Source organism: Pseudomonas sp. NPDC089734 (assembly GCF_044748865.1).
In the GTDB taxonomy this organism is placed as follows: domain Bacteria; phylum Pseudomonadota; class Gammaproteobacteria; order Pseudomonadales; family Pseudomonadaceae; genus Aquipseudomonas.
Genome location: NZ_JBIVGV010000024.1, coordinates 48157 through 69546, shown reverse-complemented (window position 1 = coordinate 69546; position 21390 = coordinate 48157). Strand labels below are relative to the sequence as shown.

Sequence of the window (21390 nt, the reverse complement as noted above, 5' to 3'; positions counted from 1 at the left end):
CCGACACCTGGCGCCTCAGCGACGACCCCGGCGCGGGTCTCTACCGACGCTGCGCCAACCTGCATACACCCGCCCGACCCATTTCCTGCAGCATCTGCCGGGAAATACGGTTGAGCTTGTTGATCGTCTCGATCATGTGCACCGGAATACGGATGGTGCGTGCCTGGTCGGCAATCGAGCGAGTGATCGCCTGACGGATCCACCAGGTGGCATAGGTCGAGAACTTGTAGCCGCGACGGTATTCAAACTTGTCCACCGCTTTCATCAGGCCGATGTTGCCTTCCTGAATCAGGTCAAGGAACTGCAGACCGCGGTTGGTGTACTTCTTGGCAATGGAGATCACCAGACGCAAGTTCGCCTCGACCATCTCTTTCTTCGCGCGGCGGGCCTTGGCCTCACCGATCGACATGCGACGGTTGATGTCCTTGATCTCGGCAATCTTCAGGCCGGTTTCTTCTTCGAGTGCTGTCAGCTTCTGCTGGCAACGCTGGATATCAGGCTGCAGGCGGGCAATGGCTTCAGCGTACTTGCTTTTGCCTTTGGCCAGAGCGTCGGTCCAGCTTTCGTCGACTTCGTTGCCCGGGAACTGGCGAAGGAAGTCGGCGCGTGGCATACGGGCATCACGCACGCACAGTTGCATGATCGCGCGCTCCTGGGCGCGGAGGCGATCAAGGGCGCTGCGAACGCGCTCGACCAAGCCTTCAAACTGTTTCGGAACCAGCTTGATCGGCATGAACAGATCGGCCAGAGCGAGCAGTTCTGCGATGGCGTTCTTGTCTTCGCGACCGAACTTCTTCAACGCCTTGCGGGTGATTTCCATCTGGTCGGCAACGGCACCGAAGCGCTGCTGAGCGACAACAGGGTCCGGACCGCTTTCGGCTTCTTCTTCATCGTCGGAAGATTCGCCCGATTCGTCATCGTCATCGTCGCTTTCTTCAGCCTTGTCGGCCTTGGCGTCGAGCGGTGGCGGCATTTCGGCCGGCGGCGCAATGCCGTCGTCCGGGTCGATGTAGCCACTCAGAACGTCGGACAGGCGACCGCCTTCACTCGTGACGCGATCGTATTCGGAGAGAATGTGCTCAACCGTGCCAGGGAAGTGCGCAATTGCGCTCATCACTTCACGGATGCCTTCCTCGATACGCTTGGCGATTTCGATTTCGCCTTCACGGGTCAGGAGTTCGACAGTACCCATTTCGCGCATGTACATACGCACGGGATCGGTAGTACGGCCAATGTCGGTTTCAACCGCGGCCAATGCTGCTGCTGCTTCTTCTGCGGCGGCTTCATCGGTATCGGCATCGGCCAGCATCAGGGCGTCTGCGTCCGGAGCACTCTCGTGTACCGGGATCCCCATGTCGTTGATCATGCGGATGATGTCTTCCACCTGCTCAGGATCTGAAATATCCTCAGGCAAATGGTCGTTGACCTCTGCGTAAGTCAGATACTTCTGCTCACGACCCAGGGTGATCAACTCTTTGATACGAGATTGCTGTTGCGCTTTTCCGGACATAACACCCTATCCACTGAAGGTCTTGGCGGGCAAAAAACAAGCCGAGGATTATACCCGAGCTGTGACCTCACGCGCCAGTTGAGGTCGGGTTTTGTGCAGAAACATTACGACTAAGCAGCTTGAGCAGCTGAGTTTTCTCCTCGGCTGTCAGTCCTACCTGACGATCCTTGACGATCAATTGATCAATGTTCCGCTCACGTTGGTTGGCCGATAGCCTAGTTATAGTGTCGAAAAACTGTTGTTCAAGGTTGTCGGCCTCGATCAGCCATTCCTTCTCTGCCAGTGCGCGCAGCAATCGGCCCTGTTCTGTGCCATGCCACCGCGCTATCAACTGTAACGACCGAAGATTCGGATTCTTTTGCCTGGCTTCGATCAGGGCCACCAGCAGTTGTGCCTGCATTTGGTCTTCTGCGGCGAAATGGCTGGCATTTTCGACCTTTTCGGCCAGTTCCGGGTGATGCAGAAGGCTTCTCAAGGCTGCCTGCATCGGCGGTTCCACGGCCGTCGGGACGCGTGGCGTGCGGGGTTCAAAGTCCTGACGCCTGCCTTTTTTGTCCCAGGGTTTCTTGTCCCATTTTTTCTGATTCTGACCGCCGGTTTTCTTGGGCGACCACTGGGGCTGCTCTTCATATCCGCCGTTGGGCTGGTAATCCGCGAAATCAGGCATTGCGTCGTAATCGACGTACGGATCGTAGCTGGGAGGCACATCGGCGGGCGCACTTTGTACCAGCTGACTGACGGCTTCGTTGTTGAGGCCGGTGATTTCGCTCAGGCGCTGGCGCATCAGCGTTCGCAGGTTGGCGCCGGGCACCTTGTCGATCAGTGGCGCTGCAAGCGTGGCCATGTGGGCCTTGCCTTCGAGCGAGCGCGGGTCGGACTCCCGGGTCAGCTGCTCGAAGAAGTAGTCTGCCAGCGGTTGGGCATGCTGATTGATGCGGGCCTTGAAGGCGTCGGTGCCTTCGGAGCGCACCAGAGTGTCCGGGTCTTCGCCTTCGGGCAGAAAGAGGAATCGTGCGCGCCGCCCGTCCTGGAGGCTCGACAGGGTGGCCTCCAGTGCGCGCCATGCGGCATTGCGACCTGCCTGATCGCCGTCGAAACAGAACAGAACGTTGGGAACGACCCTGAACAGACGTTTCAAGTGTTCTTCGCTGGTGGCCGTGCCCAGGGTGGCGACGGCATTGCGCAGGCCCTGTTGGGCGAGGGCGATGACGTCCATGTAGCCTTCCACGACGATGATCTCGTCGAGATTGCGGTTGTGCTTGCGTGCCTCGAACAGGCCATACAACTCCTGACCCTTGTGAAACACGGGGGTTTCGGGGGAGTTCAGGTATTTGGGCTTGTCGTCGCCCAGCACGCGTCCGCCAAAGGCGATGACGCGCCCGCGTGAGTCGCGGATCGGGAACATGACCCGGTCCCGGAAACGATCGTAGCGTTTACCGGTTTCGGCGTTCTCGATCAGCAGGCCGGCATCGATCATGACCTTTTGCTGAAGGGCGTCGCTGCTCAGGTGCTTGTAGAGGTTGTCCCAGCCCGGAGGGGCGAAGCCCATGCCGAAGTCGCGGGCAATCTCGCCGGACAGGCCGCGCCCCTTGAGGTAGTCCACGGCGGCCTTGCGCATCGGGTGGCTTTTCAGGGCCTGCCGATAGAACTCGGCGGCAGCGGCCAGCAGCGGATACAGCGGGGAGTCGGTTGGCTGGCGCGGTTTCTGGCCTTTGACGCTCTGTTCGCGGGGGACCTCCATGCCGGCGGCCTTGGCCAGTTCCTCGACCGCCTGGGGGAAGTCCAGGTTGTCGTGGTCCATGATGAAGCCAAGGGCGTTTCCGCCTGCGCCGCAGCCGAAGCAGTAATAGAACTGTTTGTCGGGGCTGACGCTGAAGGAGGGGGTCTTCTCCTTGTGAAACGGGCAACAGGCGCTGAAGTTCTTTCCGGTTTTCTTCAGTTGCAGGCGTGAGCTGACAACATCGACGATATCGGTGCGGTTCAGAAGGTCGTCAATAAAGCTCTGGGGAATCAGCCCTGCCATGGTGCTCTCGTCATCAGGCGTATTACGAAAATATCGTGGCGAATCTTTAGGTGTGCGCCAGCATATCAACTGCTCTTGTCAGCAAGGGCAGTGACACGCAGTCAGGTATCGGCATCCGATAGTCGGGCCTGTAGCCTAGAAAGGAAACAGCTGCGCAGCAATTTCATGAGGTGTTCGACGTTGGCGCATGGCCTCGGTGCGATTTGCTGTCGCGAGAGACGCTGCCTTGGCTGAGCTTCTTGCGAAGTCATCAAGGCATACTCGTCATTTGCACTGAACGGGCCTGCCCGATGGGCGGATCGATCAATGTAGCCTGAAGCAGGCGGGACGTGCTTTGACGGATGTGTCTAGGTCGCGTCTGCGGCTTCGACGCCTCTGTCAATGATGCGTGAGGCTGACACTGCAACTGCCGACAGCCCGGCTATAAGGCCGGGCAAGGCAGAAGCTTGCGACGTACGGCTGTAAATTAATACAGACGAACGGCGCGGCGCTGTTCGCGCTGGACTTTCTTGGCGTGACGCTTAACAGCAGCAGCTGCTTTGCGCTTACGCTCGGAAGTCGGCTTCTCGTAAAATTCGCGGCTACGAACTTCAGCCAGAACACCGGCTTTTTCGCAGGAGCGCTTGAAACGACGCAGAGCTACGTCGAAGGGTTCGTTCTCTTTAACTTTGACGGCTGGCATCCAGAGCTACCTTCATTCATTACCGGGGTCAACGCCTCGTGCAAACACTGCACAAAAGTACGTCGGTTTTTAAGGGTTGCGGATGTTAACCCCTCATTGAGAGGAATGCAAAGCCTCTGATCGAAAACCTCTGGTCGGAGCCTTGAGCGGAGACTATCATGCGCGCCTTCAAATCTGCCCCCAACAAGGCGCAAACCCATGTTAGTACTGGGATTAGAAACTTCCTGCGACGAAACCGGCGTCGCGCTCTACGACAGTGAGCGCGGTTTGTTGGCCGACGCATTGTTCAGCCAGATCGACTTGCACCGTGCCTATGGTGGCGTGGTGCCCGAGCTGGCATCACGCGATCACGTCAAACGCATGCTGCCCCTGATTCGCCAGACCCTGGCCGAGGCGGACTGTGTCGCGACCGATATCGATGCCATCGCCTACACCGCCGGCCCGGGCCTGGTGGGTGCCTTGCTGGTGGGGGCTTCCTGTGCGCAGGCACTGGCTTTCGCCTGGGATATTCCGGCGTTGGGCGTTCATCACATGGAAGGTCACCTGCTGGCCCCGATGCTCGAAGAACAGCCGCCACAGTTTCCGTTCGTCGCCTTGCTGGTGTCCGGTGGCCACACGCAACTCGTTCGTGTCGACGGCATCGGTCAATACGAGCTGTTGGGCGAGACGCTGGACGACGCTGCCGGTGAAGCGTTCGACAAGACGGCCAAGATGATGGGCCTGCAATATCCGGGTGGTCCCGAGATTTCGCGTCTGGCGATGCGTGGCGTCGAAGGGCGTTTTGTCTTTCCTCGCCCGATGACTGACCGTCCAGGCCTGGATTTCAGTTTCAGTGGTCTCAAGACCTTCGCGCTCAATACCTGGCAGCAGTGTCAGAGCGCCGGGGACGACAGCGAGCAGACTCGTTGCGACATCGCTCTGGCCTTCCAGCAAGCGGTGGTAGAGACTCTGACCATCAAGTGCAAGCGTGCGCTCAAGCAGACAAAACTCAAGAGCCTGGTCATCGCCGGTGGCGTCAGTGCCAACAAGGCTTTGCGGCAGTCGCTGGAGAGCATGCTGGGCGGCTTGCAGGGGCATGTCTACTACGCTCGTCCGGAGTTCTGCACCGATAACGGTGCAATGATTGCCTTTGCCGGTTGTCAGCGTCTGCAGGCCGGGCAGAAAGAAGACCTGAGCATCAGCGTGCAGGCGCGCTGGCCGATGGAGCAGTTGTCAGGTCTTTAAGGCGATTCAAGGCGTGGCGAGAGAAGTTGAACGGCTTTCATGTTCTCCTTCAGAAATGCCGTTCGCGCCCGGCGAGCAGGTCGCGTAGATTGCCGCGATGCCGCCAGACGATCAGCAGCGTCAGGACACTCATGGGCAGCAGTGCCCGAGGTTCCTGCCAGGCCAGCAATGGCAGGGTCAGGGGCGTGGCGATCAGTGCGGCGAGCGAGCTGGTGCGGGTCAGGTAGAACGTCAGCAGCCAGGTCACGATCGCCAGCGCGGCGGCAGGAGGGTAAAGCCCCAGCAGCATTCCGGCTGCGGTGGCGACGCCTTTTCCGCCCCGAAAGCGAAAGTACACAGGAAACAGATGGCCCAATACGGCGCAGACCCCTATCCAGGCTTGTTGCATGGGGTCCAGGCCCCAGAAGCTGGCAAGCAGTACGGGGAACAGGCCTTTGCAGAGGTCGCCGAGCAGGGTCAGGATGGCCAGTTTTTTACCGGCCAGACGCAGCATGTTGGTTGCGCCGGCATTGCCTGAGCCGCTGGCACGCGGGTCCGGGCTGCCAGTGAGGCGGCTGAGCAGGATGGCGAAGGACAGTGAGCCGAGCAGGTAGGCGAAAAGGGCCAGTAACCAAAACATGCTAACCATTCCGGGCGAGGATGCCCTGATTCTAACGGCGCATCGCGCCCTTGTCGTGCAGTGGAGAGTAGTGCTTGGACAGAGTTTTCATCGACGGTCTTGAGGTCGATACGGTGATCGGCGCTTATGACTGGGAGCGGGGCATTCGTCAGTGCCTGCGCCTTGATCTGAGTTTTGCCTGGGATAACCGGCCTGCCGCGGCGGGTGACGACCTGAGCAAGGCGCTGGACTACGCCAGTGTTTCGGCGCGCATTCAGGCGTTTGCCGAGCAGGCACAGTTTCAGTTGGTGGAAACCTTTGCCGAGCGTCTGGCCGAAGTGCTGATGAGTGAGTTTCATATTCCCTGGCTGCGCCTGAGGCTGACCAAGCCTGGAGCTGTCGCCGCGGCTGCGGGTGTCGGCGTGGAGATCGAGCGCGGATGTCGCTGACTCGGATTTTCCTGGGGCTCGGCAGTAATATCGAGCGCGAAAAGCACCTGCACGCCGGGCTTGATGCGCTGGATTCGTTTCTGAGCGACCTGACCTGCTCGCCGGTGTTTGAAAGTCATCCGGTCGGTATCAAGAGTGGTCCGTTCTTCAACCTGGTGGTCTCGGCGTTGACCGACCTGCCATTGATGGAGCTGGACCGTCGCTTGAAGTTCATCGAGGCGGATAACGGCCGCTATGCGCCGGATCGCAAGGGATTACCGCTGGATATCGATGTGCTCTTGTACGGTGAGCAGGTCGGGAATTTCGACGGGTTGATCCTGCCGCGTGCAGAGATCCTGAAAAATGCCTTCGTGCTGTGGCCCTTGTCGCTGATTGCGGCGGATCGTCTGCATCCGGGTGTGGGCGTGTCTTTCGGTAGGCTATGGGCTGAATCGCAGATCGACCAGGAGCTGTGGCCGGTTGCCTTTGAATGGCGCGGGATGCAGCTGACGCCTGCGAAATAGCCTGTTGCTCCGTAGGCGCGAATTCATTCGCGAGACGTCATTGAAGGCGATGAGTTTTCTTCAGCTTCACGAGTCTTTCGCGAATGAATTCGCTCCTGCGGTTTGCAACGCCCACCCCATTCATTCGTGGATAGCGCCCTGCTCGGCCTTGTACACCTTGAGCGCATCCAGTCGTGCGTTCTTCAACGCATTGCCCAGCTCTTGCCCCTTGAATCCCTTCTCGACCAGCGGTTGAACTGCAACCGAGCGGGCAGCATGAGCGGCGCCCCGCAAGTATTCGGCCTGTGGATAACTGCGCTGCTCGAATCCCGTGCGGCCGCGGGCGTCCATTTCACAGGCGGCAATGAACTCCTCGAAGCGTTGCGGGCGGCGGTAGACGTCGAAGCTTTGCAGTAACTCCAGCAGTGTCGAGGGTTTGAGTTCCAGCGCCCGGTGTCCATGGGTGTGATATTGACCCACCAACAGGGCCAGCTCCTGGCATTCCTTCGGAACCTTGAAACGCTCATTGACGAGCTTTATCAGGCGCAACCCCGTGTGCTCGTGGGCAATGTGACGTGGCCATTCGGACTCGGGTGTCAGCCCTTTACCCAGATCATGGAGCAGGCAGGCCCAGCGTACGCTCAGCGGGTGCTCATGAATCGCGGATTGCTCAAGCACACTGAGTACATGCTTGCCTGTATCGATCTCGGGATGATGGGCGGCGGGTTGTGGCACGCCGAACAAGGCTTCGACTTCGGGCATCAGTTCCTGGAGAGCGCCACACTCATGCAGCACCTGAATGAAGACTTGAGGCTGGTCTTCCATGAGGGCGCGGGATATCTCTTTCCAGCTGCGCTCGGGTGTCAGGGCCTTGAGTTCGCCGGACTCACTGAGTTGGCGCATCAGTGCCAGGGTTTCTGGCGCAACGCTGAAGCCCAGCGAGGCATAGCGTGCGGCAAAACGGGCGACACGCAAAACCCTGAGGGGATCTTCGGCAAACGCGGGAGAAACATGGCGCAAAATGCGCGCATCAATATCGTGCTGGCCGCCATAGGGATCGGTCAGGTTGCCGTCTTTGTCTTCGGCGATGGCATTGATGGTCAGGTCGCGACGAATCAGGTCTTGCTCAAGAGTGACTTCAGGACTTGCCTGAAAGATGAAGCCGCCATAGCCGACGCCGCTCTTGCGCTCAGTGCGGGCCAGGGCATATTCCTCGCCCGTCAGGGGGTGAAGAAAAACCGGAAAGTCTGCACCCACCGGGCGATAGCCCTTGACCAGCATCTCGTCGCTGGTGGCTCCGACGACCACCCAGTCAATATCGGTCACGGGGCGACCCAGCAGACGGTCGCGTACAGCGCCGCCAACTTTATAAATCTGCATAAAAACCTCCGTAAGCACGACAGGATAAACCCGAGTCGCCTCTGCGGAGGTTAAAAGTTATCGGTGGCCGTTAAAAATCCCACGGCCCCGCTTGTCAGAGATGGACAACCGCCAGATCGAGCCGGGGGTATTCACTGTCCGGGTGCTCGCTGCGGGGCGGGACATGATGGGTTTTCATGACCTGATCGCCTTGCAGGGTTTCCAGGTGAATATCGAAGCCCCACAAGCGATGCAGATGCTTGAGGACCTCGTCGGTCGAGTCGCCCAGTGGTTTGCGATTGTGTTGCTGATGGCGCAGGGTCAACGACCGGTCACCACGACGATCGATGCTGTAGATCTGTACGTTGGGTTCGCGGTTACCCAGGTTGTATTGCGCCGCCAGGGTTTCCCGAATGGTCCGGTAGCCGGCTTCGTCATGGATCGCGGGGACCAGCAGGTCATCCTTCTGATCGTCATCCATGATGCTGAACAGCTTGAGATCGCGAATGACCTTGGGCGACAGGTACTGAAGGATGAAGCTCTCATCCTTGAAGCTGGACATGGCGAATTTGACGGTGGTCAGCCAGTCGGTACCGGCAATTTCCGGGAACCAGCGGCGATCCTCTTCGGTCGGGTTTTCGCACATGCGGCGAATGTCCTGATACATGGCAAAGCCCAGGGTGTACGGGTTGATGCCGCTGTAATAAGGACTGTCGAAACCGGGCTGGTAGATCACGCTGGTATGGGATTGCAGGAACTCCAGCATGAAACCGTCAGTGACCAGGCCTTCGTCATACAGGTCGTTCATCAGTGTGTAGTGCCAGAACGTGGCCCAACCCTCGTTCATGACCTGAGTCTGGCGTTGCGGGTAGAAGTACTGGGCAATCTTGCGCACGATGCGTACGACTTCGCGCTGCCACGGCTCCAGCAGCGGCGCATGCTTCTCGATGAAGTACAGGATGTTTTCCTGAGGTTCGGCAGGGAAGCGGGCATTGTCTTCCTTGCTGCCCTTGTCGGCGCTTTTCGGAATGGTGCGCCACAGGTCATTGATCTGCCGTTGCAGGTGCTCTTCGCGGTCCTTCTGTCGGCGGCGTTCTTCTTCCGCGGAAATAGGGTAGGGCCGCTTGTAGCGATCCACGCCGTAGTTCATCAGGGCATGGCAGGAGTCCAGCAAGTCTTCCACGGCATCGATGCCGTGGCGCTCTTCGCATTGCATGATGTACTGCTTGGCGAACACCAGGTAATCGATGATCGAGCTGGCGTCGGTCCAGGTGCGGAACAGGTAGTTGCCCTTGAAGAAGCTGTTATGCCCGTAGCAGGCATGGGCGACGACCAGGGCCTGCATGCAGATGGTGTTTTCTTCCATCAGGTAGGCGATGCACGGGTCCGAGTTGATCACGATCTCATAGGCCAGGCCCATCTGCCCGCGCGAATAGGATTTCTCGGTGCTGAGAAAATGTTTGCCGTAGGACCAGTGGTGGTAGCCCAGGGGCATGCCCACCGAGGCATAGGCATCCATCATCTGCTCGGCCGTAATGACCTCGATCTGGTTGGGATAGGTGTCCAGGGCATAACGCTTGGCGATACGGCTGATTTCGCGGTCGTAGGCCTGGATCAGTTCGAATGTCCACTCGGACCCCGTGGAGAGGGGTTGGCGTTTCTGCTCTCTAGCGGTCATGTCACTAACCTGCGCTGGAAGAGTTCACGGAATACCGGATAGATATCACCGGCGGAAACCAGCTGTTGTTGGGCAAAGGTGTCAGCGAATTCTTCGCCTATGCGTTCGTATTCAAACCACAGGGCCTGATGCTCGCGTGGCGTGATTTCCACATAGGTGTAGTACTGCACGAAAGGCATGATCTGCTTGGTCAGGATCTCTCGGCAGATCGGTGAGTCATCGTTCCAGTTATCACCATCGGAGGCCTGGGCGGCATAGATGTTCCATTCGTTGCTGGGATAGCGCTCGGCCATGATCTCCTGCATCAGTTTCAAGGCGCTGGACACGATGGTGCCGCCGGTTTCCCGCGAGTAGAAGAACTCTTCTTCATCCACTTCCCGGGCGCTGGTGTGGTGGCGAATGAACACGACTTCAATCTTGTCGTAATTACGCTTGAGGAACAGGTACAGCAGGATGAAAAAGCGTTTGGCGATGTCTTTGGTCGCCTGGGTCATGGAGCCAGAGACGTCCATCAGGCAGAACATCACCGCCTTGGAGCTGGGGTTGGGCTGTTTGACCAGCAGGTTGTATTTGAGGTCGAACGTGTCCAGGTAGGGCACGCGACGAATCCGTGCCTTCAAGCGGTCGATTTCCACTTCAAGTTCTTGAATATCGCCGAAGTTGTCCGGCTCTTCGCGCTTGAGTCGTTCCAGTTCGTTGATCGTTTCCTTGAGTTTGGCGCGGCTGCTGCCGGACAGCGCGATGCGACGCGCATGGGCCGAGCGCAAGGTACGAATGATATTGATGCGTGAAGGGTTGCCTTCGTTGCTGATACCGGCGCGTACGGTCTTGAACGTGTCGGTGCCGGTCAGGTTGCGTTTGACCAGATTGGGCAGTTCGAGGTCCTCGAACATGAACTCCAGAAACTCCTCCTGGGTAATCTGGAAGACGAATTCGTCCATGCCTTCGCCGGAGTTACTCGCCTTGCCAGGCCCTTTGCCACCGCCGCCTCCCTGAGGTCGGGCGATGTGTTCGCCGCTGGTGAATTCCTTGTTACCGGGATGGACAACGGTCTGCTTGCCGCCGCGCCCATGGTGAAGCACCGGCTCGTCGATATCGCGACCGGGGATGCTGATCTGTTCACCGTGCTCCATGTCCGTGATGGAGCGACGGCTGACCGCTTCTTCCACTGCTTTTTTGATGTGGTCACGATAACGCCGCAGAAACCGCTGGCGATTTACCGTGCTCTTGTTCTTGCCATTGAGGCGTCGGTCGATCACATAACTCATACGGGCCCCTTCGGGGAGCTGCGAGCTCCAAGCTACAAGCTGCAAGTTGATTGTCGGAACCTCAGCTTCACGCGACCAGTGGTCCGCATGCATGCCCGGCATGGAACACCCATGCGGGCAGCACGCGGACTGGCTTGCCGCTGGAAGCTTGCCGCTTGTGCTGCCTTACTGCGACTTGCGTACGCGCAGATACCACTCGGAGAGTAGACGCACTTGCTTGTCGGTATAGCCCCGTTCGACCATTCGAGTGACGAAGTCGTTGTGTTTCTGTTGATCCTCTTTGCTGGCTTTGGCGTTGAAGCTGATGACTGGCAGCAGGTCTTCGGTGTTGGAGAACATTTTCTTCTCGATCACCACCCGCAGCTTCTCGTAGCTGAGCCAGGTCGGGTTCTTGCCGTTGTTGTTGGCCCGGGCACGCAGCACGAAGTTGACGATCTCGTTGCGGAAATCTTTCGGGTTGCTGATGCCTGCCGGTTTCTCGATTTTCTCCAGCTCCTCGTTCAAGGCGACACGGTTGAGGATTTCGCCGGTCTCGGGGTCGCGGTACTCCTGATCCTGAATCCAGAAGTCTGCATACAGCACATAGCGGTCGAAGATGTTCTGGCCGTACTCGCTGTAGGACTCCAGGTAGGCGGTCTGGATTTCCTTGCCGATGAACTCGATATAACGCGGTGCCAAGTATTCCTTGATGAAGCGCAGGTAGCGTTCACGGGTTTCCGCCGGGAATTGCTCCTGTTCGATCTGCTGTTCCAGCACATACAGCAGGTGTACGGGGTTGGCGGCAATTTCGTGCGGATCGAAGTTGAAGACCTTGGACAGAATCTTGAACGCGAAACGGGTGGAAAGACCGTTCATGCCTTCGTCGACGCCTGCGCTGTCGCGGTATTCCTGGATCGACTTGGCCTTGGGGTCCGTGTCTTTCAGGTTTTCGCCGTCATACACCCGCATCTTGGAGTAGATGTTGGAGTTTTCCGGCTCCTTGAGGCGCGACAGGGTGGTGAACTGCGCCAGCATTTTCAAGGTGTCAGGGGCGCAATGAGCCTTGGCCAGCGAGCTGTTGAACAGCAGCTTGTCGTAGATCTTGATCTCGTCGCTGATGCGCAGGCAGTAGGGCACCTTCACGATGTAGATACGGTCGATGAAGGCTTCGTTGTTCTTGTTGTTGCGGAAGCTGTGCCATTCCGATTCGTTGGAGTGGGCCAGCAGGATCCCGGTGAACGGAATGGCGCCCAGGCCTTCGGTACTGTTGTAGTTGCCTTCCTGGGTCGCTGTCAGCAAGGGGTGCAGGACCTTGATCGGCGCCTTGAACATTTCGACGAACTCCATCAGGCCCTGGTTGGCCCGGCAGAGAGCGCCCGAGTAGCTGTAGGCGTCGGCGTCGTTCTGTGGAAATTCTTCCAGCTTGCGGATATCGACCTTGCCCACCAGTGCGGAAATATCCTGGTTGTTCTCGTCGCCCGGTTCGGTTTTCGCGACACCGATCTGATTGAGGATCGATGGATAGAGTTTCACGACCTTGAACTGACTGATGTCGCCCCCGAACTCAGCCAGACGCTTGGTCGCCCAGGGCGACATGATGGTATTGAGATAACGCCGAGGAATACCAAAGTCTTCTTCGAGAATCGCGCCGTCTTCGGTGGCATTGAACAGCCCCAGTGGCGACTCGAAGACCGGTGAGCCCTTGATGGCATAGAAGGGCACTTTTTCGATCAGTTGTTTGAGTTTTTCAGCCAGCGACGACTTGCCGCCCCCGACCGGGCCCAGCAGATAGAGAATCTGTTTCTTCTCTTCCAGGCCTTGGGCGGCATGGCGGAAATACGACACGATCTGGTCTATGCATTCTTCCATTCCGTGGAAGTCCGCAAAGGCCGGATAGCGCCGGATGACCTTGTTGGAAAAGATTCGCGACAGCCGGGAGTTGGCGGAAGTGTCCACCAGTTCGGGCTCGCCAATGGCCATCAGAAGACGTTCTGCGGCAGAGGCGTATGCGCTGCGATCCTGTTTGCAGAGCTCCAGATACTCCTGTAACGAGAGCTCTTCCTGACGTGTGGTTTCAAAGCGTTGTTGGAAGTGGCTAAAAATACTCATGACGTCACCTCGCTCGATACGTAGAGCCGGCGGCGGATCGTCAGTCGATGCTGGCAGCAACCGGGATTCCAGATGCTGTTTACCCCCCAGAACACCATAAAAGTAACTACCGATGACCCACGCGCCGGTGTACCGGCTCTCCCCTGATTACGGATGGCCTGAGGCTAAGGATAGTTCGGATTCGGAAAGATGAAGACGGGATGAGCAAGAAGTCGCGCTGACCGTTCGTCAGTTTGGGCGCGAACCCGCGCAGGACGCGGGATCGGCTGGATAAAAATATTTTTTCCGGGTACTTGCGATGTGCCCGTGATGGAAATGGCAGTCGGTATCAGCCTTGTGCCGTTTCGTTCGGATAGGTGGTGCGCCACAGCTCGAAACCACCGTCGAGGCTGTAGACATCGGAGAAGCCCTGGCCGACCAGATAGGCCGCCGCGCTCTGGCTGGAGTTACCGTGATAGCAGACCACTACCAGCGGTTTGTCCAGGTCGGCCTTGGCGATGAAGTCGGCGATGGAATGGTTGTCCAGGTGTTGCGACTGGCTGATGTGGTTGCTGGCGAAGGCCTGCGGATCGCGTATGTCCACCACGACGGCACCTTGCTCGCGCAGGGCGTGGGCCTGTTCCGGGGGGATACGTTTGAAGTCTGTCATGGGGTGGGCTCCTGAGCTGAATCTTTCAAGGCCGGGCCACACTGGGTGGCTCCGGAGTGTCGAGTGTTCTGGTCGGACCTTTGGCGGTATTGCCGGCAGCGTCGCAATCGCATTGATGGCGTTCAAGCGTGTCGACGTTCATCAGGGTCATGGTTCCGCCCCAGACGCAGCCGCTGTCCAGCGCATGGATGCCGGGCTCGTCGCAACGCCCTTCGAGTGCTGCCCAGTGGCCGAACAGGATCTTCAGGTCACCGGTCTTGCGAGGCTTGTGGCTGAACCACGGCGCATAGCCTGGCGGGGCGGTCTCGATGCCTTCCTTGCCCTTGAGGTCCAGCTTGCCTTCGCGGGTGCAGAAACGCATCCGGGTGAAGTAATTGGTGATGACCCGCAACCGCGTCACGCCGTGCAAGTCGTTGTCCCATTTGGCGGGCTCGTTGCCGTACATGCCATCCAGAAAGGGTTCATACAGGTTATCGTCCTGCAGGGCCTGTTCGACTTCGCTGGCATATTTGAGGGCTTTCTTCAGCGACCACTGAGGAGGAATGCCCGCGTGAGCCATGGCGATATTGCGCTGGGCATCGTAGTGCAGCAGTTTTTGTCGACGGACCCATTCCAGCAATTCGTTGCTGTCGGGCGCCTCGAGGATTTCGCGCAGGGTATCGGACTTCTTGAGGCGCTCGATCTTGCGTGAGACCGCGAGAAGGTGAAGGTCATGGTTGCCCAGTACACAGACCACGGAGTCGCGAATGCCATACAGAAACCGTAATGTCTCGAGCGATTGCGGGCCACGGTTGACCAGATCGCCCACCAGCCACAGCTGGTCTTTGGCCGGATCGAAGTGAACATCGTCGAGCAGGCATTTCAGGGGGGCAAGGCAGCCTTGCAGGTCGCCAACTGCATATACCGCCATCAGTGAAGGGCGCCTGGAACGGCAAGACGGAAGGGGGCAATCACCGCATCGAAACGCTTCCCGTCTTCGGCGAGCATCTGATAGGAGCCCTGCATGTTGCCGACCTGTGTCGTCATGACGGTGCCGCTGCTGTAGGTGTGGCTCTGCCCGGCCTTGATCAACGGCTGTTGACCCACGACGCCTTCGCCACGCACTTCTTCGACATGACCGTCACCATCGGTGATGACCCAGTGCCGCGACAGCAGCTTGGCCGGCAACTCACCGTTATTGTGGACGGTGATGGTGTAGGCGAAGGCAAAGCGGTTCTGCTCGGGTTGTGACTGTTCCGCGAGGAATCGCGTGACGACGCTGACGTCGACCTGATAACGGGAATCGGGCATGCAGTAGACCTTGAAAGCTAGAGCGGAAAAAACTGGAGCATTCGATAGACAGGTCAGTCTAGGACATGTAAGCGGAAAGTGACGACTCGCCGCTTACCTGTCCTTTCAGATTATTCCACCCCTGCCTTTTCGCTGAGTTTGTCCGCCAGACGGACGAATGCAGCCAGATCCAGTTGTTCGGGACGCAGACTGCCATCTACGCCGGCAGCGGCAATTTCGTCGCCACTCAGGAGCAGTTTGAGCGTGTTGCGCAAGGTCTTGCGCCGCTGGTTGAAGGCTTCGCGCACGATGCGTTCGAGCAGGCGATGATCCTTGGCCGGGTGAGGCAGGGTTTCGTGTGGCACCAGGCGCACGATGGCTGAGTCCACCTTCGGCGGCGGGTTGAACGCCCCCGGACCGACGTTGAACAAGTGTTCCACGCGGCAATGGTACTGAACCATGATCGACAGGCGACCCCAGTCGCCACCACCTGGCCCGGCTGCAAGCCGCTCGACCACTTCCTTTTGCAACATGAAGTGCATGTCGCGAATCAGGCTGGCGTTTTGCAGCAGATGGAAAATCAGCGGCGTGGAAATGTTATAGGGCAGGTTGCCCACGACACGCAGGCTGTTGGGGGCTGCTCCCAGGCTGTTGAAGTCGAACTTCAGGGCGTCGCCCTGGTGCAGGTTGAAGTTCGGCTTGCCGGCGAACTGGCTGTTGAGGATCGGGATCAGGTCCTTGTCCAGCTCGACCACATCGAGGCGTGCCCCGCTGTTGAGCAGGCCTTCGGTCAGCGCGCCCTGGCCCGGGCCGATTTCCAGCAGGCGGTCTTCGGATTTGGCACGGATGGCGCGCAGGATCTTGTCGATGACGCCGGCGTCGTGCAGAAAGTTTTGTCCGAAGCGCTTGCGGGCCCGGTGTTGGTATTGCTCGGTCATGAATGGGTCTCGGCCATCTGGTAGGCGGTTTGCAGGGCGACTTGCAGGCTGCCGGTGTCGATGTTTCCGCTGCCTGCCAGATCCTGCGCCGTGCCGTGATCGACGGAGGTGCGGATGATCGGCAGGCCGAGCGTTACATTGACCGCTGCGCCAAAACCTTTGTATTTCAGCACGGGCAGGCCCTGGTCGTGATACATCGCCAGCACTGCATCGCAGTGCTCCAGATATTTGGGGGTAAACAGAGTGTCGGCAGGCAGCGGACCTCGAAGATCGATGCCTTCGCTGCGCAAGCGTTCCAGGGTGGGTTCGATGATGTCTATTTCTTCGCGGCCCAGATGCCCGCTTTCTCCCGCATGCGGATTGAGTCCGCACACCAGGATCCGTGGTCGGGCAATGCCGAACTTTTCGACCAGATCGGCATGAAGGATGCGTGTCACACGCTCCAGGCGGTCCGGTGTAATGGCGTCGGCAACGTCGCGAAGGGGAAGGTGAGTGGTGACCAGCGCTACACGCAGGTCGCCCGTGGCCAGCATCATCACTACCTGTTCGGTGTGGGTCAGCTCGGCCAGAAATTCGGTATGGCCGGAAAAGGCGATACCGCCCTCGTTGATCACGCCTTTGTGCACGGGGGCTGTAATCATCCCGGCAAACAGGCCGTCGAGGCAGCCTTGGCCTGCACGTGTCAGGGTTTCCAGCACGAAGGCGGCATTGGCCTTGTCCAGCGTCCCGGTGACGACCCTGGCCTGCAAGGGAGTATCCCAGACATAGAGGCTGCCGGCAGGTGCCGGTGCATCCGGAAAGGTCTCGGGCGTGACTTCCAGCAGGTTGACGCTCACACCCAGCTGCGTGGCCCGCTCAAGGAGCAGGTCACGGCTGGTGATCGCAATCAGGGGGTGTGGCTGGGGCTGCGTGGCGAGCAGCAGGCAAAGGTCGGGACCAATGCCTGCGGGCTCGCCGGGTGTCAGTGCAAAACGCTTCGGCTTCACTGTGCAGCCTGGGACGCGCCAGGAAGCTTGATTTCAACGTAGGCTTCGTCGCGGATCTGACGCAGCCAGGTTTGCAGCTCTTCGTCGTACTTGCGGTTGCGCAAGACGCCAAGGGCTTGCTGGTCACGGGCCTGGCTGGTGGTGTCCGTGGCGCGACGGCCAAGGACTTCCAGGATGTGCCAGCCGTAGGCCGTCTTGAAAGGCTTGGACAGCGTGCCTTGTGGCGTGTCGTTCATGGCCTCGCGGAACTCCGGAACCAGAGAGTTCGGGTCCACCCAGTTCAGGTCGCCACCATTGAGCGCCGAACCAGGGTCTTCCGAGAAGCTCTTGGCCAGTTCGCTGAAGTTTTCACCCGCTTCGATGCGATCGTAGAGCTTGGTCGCAAGGCGACGGGTTTCTGCTTCGCTACGGATTTCGCTTGGCTTGATCAGGATATGACGCACATGCACTTCGTCGCGCATCTGGGCCTGACCTTCTCCGCCGCGTTTTTCCAGCAGCTTGAGGATGATGAAACCGCCAGGGGTGCGTGCCGGAGGCGTTACTTCGCCGGGGCGCATCGAGCTGAGCATGTCACCGAACGGTGGTGGCAGTTGAGCTGCCTTGCGCCAGCCCATGTCGCCACCTTCCAGTGCGCTTTCGCTGGCGGACCGAGCGATGGCGAGCTGGGAGAAGTCGGCGCCTTTCTGCAACTGACCGTAGATGTCCTGGGCCTGACGGGCCGCCGCCTGAATCGCATCCGACGAAGCGCTGTCGGGGGTGGCGATCAGGATATTGGCCAGGTGGAACTCTTCGGACAGTTGAGCCTTGCCCAGGTCGGACGCGAGGAAGTTCTTCACTTCCTGCTCGGACACCTGGATGCGCTCGGCCACGCGACGCTGACGCACGCGGCTGATGATCATCTCGCGACGAACCTGCTCACGGGCATCGTTGTAGGACAGACCGTCATGGGCCAGGGCCGCACGAAACTGCTCAACGCTCATGTTGTTGCGCTGGGCGATGGTTTCGATGGCCTGGTTCAGCTCTTCATCGGTAATGCGAATGCCGGAGCGTTCACCGATCTGCAACTGAAGGTTTTCCAGGATCAGACGGTCGAGTACCTGAGACTGGATCGCTTCGGCAGGAGGTGTACCACCTCCACGCTTGGCAATGGTCTGCTGGACTTCGCGAACGCGCTGGTCCATCTGGCTTTTCATGATCACGTCGTTATCGACGATGGCCACGACGCTGTCCAGAGGTTGAACCGCTGCATGCACAGCGCCGCTCAGGAGTAACGCGCCCAGCATCAGCGGGCGCAGACAATCAGAAAGCTTGGTCTTCACGTTCACGATAACCTTGAATGCCTTTGTCGAGGAAGCTCTCTACCTTGGCGCCGGTAACGCCGCCCAGTCCCTTCAACACAATTTGTAGGAATATGCCACGGTCGCCTTTTTCGTTCTCTGGGGCTTCCTGGCTGTATTCGTCGTAGTCGACCCAGTAGCGGTTGATCAGACGCAGTTTCCAGCAGCAGTTGTCGTACTCGAAGCCGCCAAACGCCTCGATGGTGCGATTGCGGTTGTAGTCAAACTGCCAGCGACTGATCAGGCTCCATTGCGGCACGATTGGCCAGATGACCGAGAAGTCGTGCTGCTGGATCTTGTAGTAGTCCTTCACGTAGCCCGGCTGGCCCTTGGTGCCATAGTCGCCACCACCCACGGTCCAGCGACCGGTGTTCTGGTCGTAGCGAACCTGGTCGTTGCGATAGCGATAACCGGCGTTGATGATCTTGCCCGGATTGTCTTCAGGCTGGTAATGGAGCATCGCACTGCCCGAGCGGGTGCTGTGGCTGTCCGGATCCCAGTTGAAGTCGGAGTTGATACGCAGGTCGCGGCTGAAGCGGTATTCATGCTCCAGTGCATACGGCGAGACTCCGGCCTTGGCATCGTCACGGTCTGCGAAGACCACGCCTGGCAACTGGACCTTGCGATCACTGAAGTACACCGCCTGACCAATGCTGAAGCGTTGACGCTCAAAGCCGTCTTCTTCGATCCAGCGGTTGGTGACGCCCAGGGACAACTTGTTCTCGTCACCAATCCGGTCGGAACCGGTGAAGCGGTTGTCACGGAACAGGGAGGCGTAGCTGAACGTGCTTTCGCTCGTATCGAAGACCGGGATGTCGCTCTGGTCTTTCTCGGGTACATAGAGATAGAACAGGCGCGGTTCCAGAGTCTGGCGATAGTCCTTGCCGAACCATTGGGTGTTGCGGTCGAAGTACAGGCCGCTGTCCACGCTCAGGATAGGTACGCTGCGGTTCTGGCTGCTGCTGTATTGCTCGCCTGCCAGCAAGGTGTTCTTGCCCTGAGTGTCCAGATCCAGATCGTACTGGGTATAGACATACTTCAGCTTCGGTGTGAGGAAGCCGTAGGTCCAGTTCATCGGCAGGCTGACAGACGGAGCCAGGTTCAGGCGATCACCATTGGCGCGGGCAAGCCCTTGCACGTTGGTGTCCAGGCGGCGTTCGGGGTTACCGTCCTGATCGAAGTAGGTGCCTGTCTGCAGGTCACGCTCAAAGCGCACGGCTTCGGTCTGATAATCGAAGCGAAGGCCGCCCGGATTGTAGGGCAGTGTGCCGTTGAAGGTGATCTGCGGCAAACGGTCGTACGGGGTGATGTTGGAGATCGATGCCAGCTTGTAGGCCTGGGCATTGAACATCGCCGTGTAACCGTCACCACGGTAGGTCAGGGAGCCTTGCTGATTGATAAACTCGGTCTTGTTCACTCCGGCCTGATCGGTTTCCAGGTCCTGGAAGTAGTACGGATCGCTGATATCGGTGTAGTCGACCTTGGTCAGCCAGCGGGAATCCAGACCACCGGTGTGTTGCCAGTTGATCATCCAGCGGGTTTTTTCATAGTCGGACTGCAGCTTGCGCTCGTCCTCTTCGTCGTTCAGGTACGCACCGCCGAACTGGCCTTCGCTGCTCTTGGTGAGGTAGCGGAATTCGCCTTCCATCAGCAGGCCGCGGTCAGCCATGTAGCGCGGGTATAACGTGGCGTCGTAGTTGGGGGCCAGGTTGAAGTAGTACGGCGTGACCAGCGTAAAGCCGTTGTCGCCACCGGCCGCGATGGTCGGCGGCAGGAAGCCGGACTGGCGACGGTCGTCGATCGGGAAGTAGATATACGGTGTGTAGAGTACCGGTATGTCCTTGACCCGCAGCGTGACGTTGGTCGCGGTGCCGAAACCGGTAGCCGGGTTCAGCGTGATGTTGTTGCCCTTGAGCGTCCAGGCATTGCTGCCCGGTTCGCAGGAGGTATAGGTACCGTCCTTGAGGCGGATGATCGCGTTCTCGGCACGCTTCGCGTAGCGAGCGTTACCGCGGACATTCGACTTGTGCAGGACGTACTCGGCGTTGTCGATCTGGGCTTCGCCAGTGTCGAGCTGCAGTTCGGCCTTGTCGCCGACGATCAGGGCACCGTTGTCGCGCAGACGGACATCGCCGTTCAGCTCGCCACGGTTTTCGGCCTGATACAGGGAGGCTTCCTGAGCCTGGGCCTGCATGCTGCCCTGACGCAGTACGACATCGCCTGCCAGAGTCGCGATCTGTTGTTCCTGCTCGTAGCGCGAGACCTTGGCTCCGACGAACATCGGGGCTTCGCTCTTGGGCGTCTTGTCGTCCATGCCTGGGCGGATCGGTTCTACATAGGCACCCGAGCAATAAGGCCCGGTCTCGGCCAGTTGCGCCGGCGTGAGCTTTTCCCGGGGAACCCAGTCAAGGTGGCTGTAGTCAGCACTGCGCGACTTCAGGCCTTTGCCTTTGGCTTCGGTAACAAGCTGGGTGGCGGGAACAGATTCGCCAGCCGGAGTGCTTTCCGAAATCACGGTGCCATTGGAGCTGACCACCGTCGCCTTGTGTACAGGACGTGGCGGCAGCTCTGCAGCGGCAGCGTTTGATTTCGGCGCACAGTTCCAGGCACCCGAAGCAGAGACTGAGCAGTCATACTGTTCCGCGGCAACCACGAACTGAGTGGCCAGGGGTTGCATCGCCAGCAAACTGCCGGTTACGAGCAACGGAAATTTTTTACGAAACGCGGGGGATTTCAATGCCATCTTATTAGTCCGGGCTTCCTGCGCGCCATCTGCCCGCGGGGGGGCCGCACGCCTCTCGATGGGCTGAAAAAGATCCCGGATAATAAAGCATGACCCGCTTGACGGCT

The 21390-nt window shown here is 59.0% G+C and carries 17 protein-coding genes and 1 pseudogene; 3 read left to right on the top strand and 15 right to left on the bottom strand.

Features of this window, described 5'->3' with window-relative positions:
- Positions 1 to 73: 73 nt before the first annotated feature.
- The 3 genes and pseudogenes from rpoD to rpsU all read right to left on the bottom strand — a co-directional run.
- Positions 74 to 1510 (bottom strand): annotated as a pseudogene (gene rpoD / locus ACIPY9_RS22880) (RNA polymerase sigma factor RpoD); the annotation flags it as partial.
- Between the two features lie 67 nt (positions 1511 to 1577).
- A complete protein-coding gene (dnaG, locus tag ACIPY9_RS22875) occupies positions 1578 to 3533 on the bottom strand; it encodes a DNA primase (protein WP_400706958.1) in 1956 nt (651 codons plus the stop codon).
- Positions 3534 to 3999: 466 nt separating this feature from the next.
- Positions 4000 to 4215 (bottom strand): 30S ribosomal protein S21, encoded by a 216-nt coding sequence (gene rpsU / locus ACIPY9_RS22870; RefSeq protein WP_002551877.1) that lies wholly within the window; start codon positions 4213 to 4215, stop codon positions 4000 to 4002.
- Between the two features lie 198 nt (positions 4216 to 4413).
- On the opposite strand from rpsU, the gene tsaD reads away from it, so the two are divergent.
- Positions 4414 to 5439 (top strand): tRNA (adenosine(37)-N6)-threonylcarbamoyltransferase complex transferase subunit TsaD, encoded by a 1026-nt coding sequence (gene tsaD / locus ACIPY9_RS22865; protein ID WP_400706955.1) that lies wholly within the window; start codon positions 4414 to 4416, stop codon positions 5437 to 5439.
- Positions 5440 to 5488: 49 nt separating this feature from the next.
- Here tsaD and plsY read toward each other — a convergent pair whose 3' ends face one another.
- Entirely contained in the window at positions 5489 to 6058 is a 570-nt protein-coding gene (gene plsY / locus ACIPY9_RS22860) for a glycerol-3-phosphate 1-O-acyltransferase PlsY (RefSeq protein ID WP_400706952.1), read from the bottom strand.
- 74 nt (positions 6059 to 6132) lie between these two features.
- Here plsY and folB point away from each other — a divergent pair, with 74 nt between their 5' ends.
- Complete coding sequence (folB, locus tag ACIPY9_RS22855) at positions 6133 to 6486, top strand: dihydroneopterin aldolase (protein ID WP_400706949.1); 354 nt, start codon at positions 6133 to 6135, stop codon at positions 6484 to 6486.
- Positions 6477 to 6989 (top strand): 2-amino-4-hydroxy-6-hydroxymethyldihydropteridine diphosphokinase, encoded by a 513-nt coding sequence (gene folK / locus ACIPY9_RS22850; RefSeq protein ID WP_400706946.1) that lies wholly within the window; start codon positions 6477 to 6479, stop codon positions 6987 to 6989. Before folB ends, folK begins: the two co-directional genes overlap by 10 nt.
- Before the next feature lie 120 nt (positions 6990 to 7109).
- Here the strand turns inward: folK and ACIPY9_RS22845 are convergent, their stop codons facing one another.
- The 11 genes from ACIPY9_RS22845 to ACIPY9_RS22795 form a co-directional block, all read right to left on the bottom strand.
- Positions 7110 to 8348, bottom strand: a complete 1239-nt coding sequence (locus tag ACIPY9_RS22845) for a multifunctional CCA addition/repair protein (protein WP_400706943.1) — start codon at positions 8346 to 8348, stop codon at positions 7110 to 7112.
- Between the two features lie 94 nt (positions 8349 to 8442).
- The gene (locus ACIPY9_RS22840; protein WP_400706940.1) at positions 8443 to 10005 is read right to left on the bottom strand and encodes a SpoVR family protein; all 1563 of its coding nucleotides are present in this window, start codon (positions 10003 to 10005) and stop codon (positions 8443 to 8445) included.
- Positions 10002 to 11273: a YeaH/YhbH family protein gene (locus ACIPY9_RS22835; RefSeq protein WP_400706937.1), complete on the bottom strand. Its 1272-nt coding sequence runs from the start codon at positions 11271 to 11273 to the stop codon at positions 10002 to 10004. The genes ACIPY9_RS22840 and ACIPY9_RS22835 overlap by 4 nt, the downstream gene beginning before the upstream one ends.
- Before the next feature lie 165 nt (positions 11274 to 11438).
- Positions 11439 to 13361, bottom strand: a complete 1923-nt coding sequence (locus ACIPY9_RS22830; RefSeq protein WP_400706934.1) for a PrkA family serine protein kinase — start codon at positions 13359 to 13361, stop codon at positions 11439 to 11441.
- Positions 13362 to 13689: 328 nt separating this feature from the next.
- Positions 13690 to 14010 carry a thiosulfate sulfurtransferase GlpE gene (gene glpE / locus ACIPY9_RS22825; RefSeq protein WP_400706931.1) on the bottom strand — a complete coding sequence of 107 codons (321 nt, stop codon included), beginning with the start codon at positions 14008 to 14010 and terminating at the stop codon, positions 13690 to 13692.
- 25 nt (positions 14011 to 14035) lie between these two features.
- Positions 14036 to 14920: a symmetrical bis(5'-nucleosyl)-tetraphosphatase gene (locus ACIPY9_RS22820; RefSeq protein WP_400706928.1), complete on the bottom strand. Its 885-nt coding sequence runs from the start codon at positions 14918 to 14920 to the stop codon at positions 14036 to 14038.
- Positions 14920 to 15300 (bottom strand): Co2+/Mg2+ efflux protein ApaG, encoded by a 381-nt coding sequence (gene apaG / locus ACIPY9_RS22815; protein ID WP_400706925.1) that lies wholly within the window; start codon positions 15298 to 15300, stop codon positions 14920 to 14922. Before apaG ends, ACIPY9_RS22820 begins: the two co-directional genes overlap by 1 nt.
- Positions 15301 to 15410: 110 nt before the next feature.
- Positions 15411 to 16217 (bottom strand): 16S rRNA (adenine(1518)-N(6)/adenine(1519)-N(6))-dimethyltransferase RsmA, encoded by an 807-nt coding sequence (rsmA, locus tag ACIPY9_RS22810; protein ID WP_400706922.1) that lies wholly within the window; start codon positions 16215 to 16217, stop codon positions 15411 to 15413.
- Positions 16214 to 17203, bottom strand: coding sequence for a 4-hydroxythreonine-4-phosphate dehydrogenase PdxA (gene pdxA / locus ACIPY9_RS22805; protein WP_400706919.1), 990 nt, complete (start codon positions 17201 to 17203; stop codon positions 16214 to 16216). Before pdxA ends, rsmA begins: the two co-directional genes overlap by 4 nt.
- Entirely contained in the window at positions 17200 to 18522 is a 1323-nt protein-coding gene (locus ACIPY9_RS22800) for a peptidylprolyl isomerase (protein WP_400706916.1), read from the bottom strand. The genes pdxA and ACIPY9_RS22800 overlap by 4 nt, the downstream gene beginning before the upstream one ends.
- Positions 18503 to 21283: an LPS-assembly protein LptD gene (locus ACIPY9_RS22795; protein ID WP_400706913.1), complete on the bottom strand. Its 2781-nt coding sequence runs from the start codon at positions 21281 to 21283 to the stop codon at positions 18503 to 18505. The genes ACIPY9_RS22800 and ACIPY9_RS22795 overlap by 20 nt, the downstream gene beginning before the upstream one ends.
- Positions 21284 to 21390: the final 107 nt, after the last annotated feature.

Coding starts and splice junctions, on each gene's coding strand:
- plsY (WP_400706952.1), bottom strand. CDS start 6,058: ATGTTTTGGTTACTGGCCCTTTTCGCCTACCTGCTCGGCTCACTGTCC.
- ACIPY9_RS22830 (WP_400706934.1), bottom strand. CDS start 13,361: ATGAGTATTTTTAGCCACTTCCAACAACGCTTTGAAACCACACGTCAG.
- ACIPY9_RS22795 (WP_400706913.1), bottom strand. CDS start 21,283: ATGGCATTGAAATCCCCCGCGTTTCGTAAAAAATTTCCGTTGCTCGTA.
- ACIPY9_RS22835 (WP_400706937.1), bottom strand. CDS start 11,273: ATGAGTTATGTGATCGACCGACGCCTCAATGGCAAGAACAAGAGCACG.
- rsmA (WP_400706922.1), bottom strand. CDS start 16,217: ATGACCGAGCAATACCAACACCGGGCCCGCAAGCGCTTCGGACAAAAC.
- rpsU (WP_002551877.1), bottom strand. CDS start 4,215: ATGCCAGCCGTCAAAGTTAAAGAGAACGAACCCTTCGACGTAGCTCTG.
- glpE (WP_400706931.1), bottom strand. CDS start 14,010: ATGACAGACTTCAAACGTATCCCCCCGGAACAGGCCCACGCCCTGCGC.
- folK (WP_400706946.1), top strand. CDS start 6,477: ATGTCGCTGACTCGGATTTTCCTGGGGCTCGGCAGTAATATCGAGCGC.
- apaG (WP_400706925.1), bottom strand. CDS start 15,300: ATGCCCGATTCCCGTTATCAGGTCGACGTCAGCGTCGTCACGCGATTC.
- ACIPY9_RS22845 (WP_400706943.1), bottom strand. CDS start 8,348: ATGCAGATTTATAAAGTTGGCGGCGCTGTACGCGACCGTCTGCTGGGT.
- dnaG (WP_400706958.1), bottom strand. CDS start 3,533: ATGGCAGGGCTGATTCCCCAGAGCTTTATTGACGACCTTCTGAACCGC.
- ACIPY9_RS22820 (WP_400706928.1), bottom strand. CDS start 14,920: ATGGCGGTATATGCAGTTGGCGACCTGCAAGGCTGCCTTGCCCCCCTG.
- tsaD (WP_400706955.1), top strand. CDS start 4,414: ATGTTAGTACTGGGATTAGAAACTTCCTGCGACGAAACCGGCGTCGCG.
- ACIPY9_RS22840 (WP_400706940.1), bottom strand. CDS start 10,005: ATGACCGCTAGAGAGCAGAAACGCCAACCCCTCTCCACGGGGTCCGAG.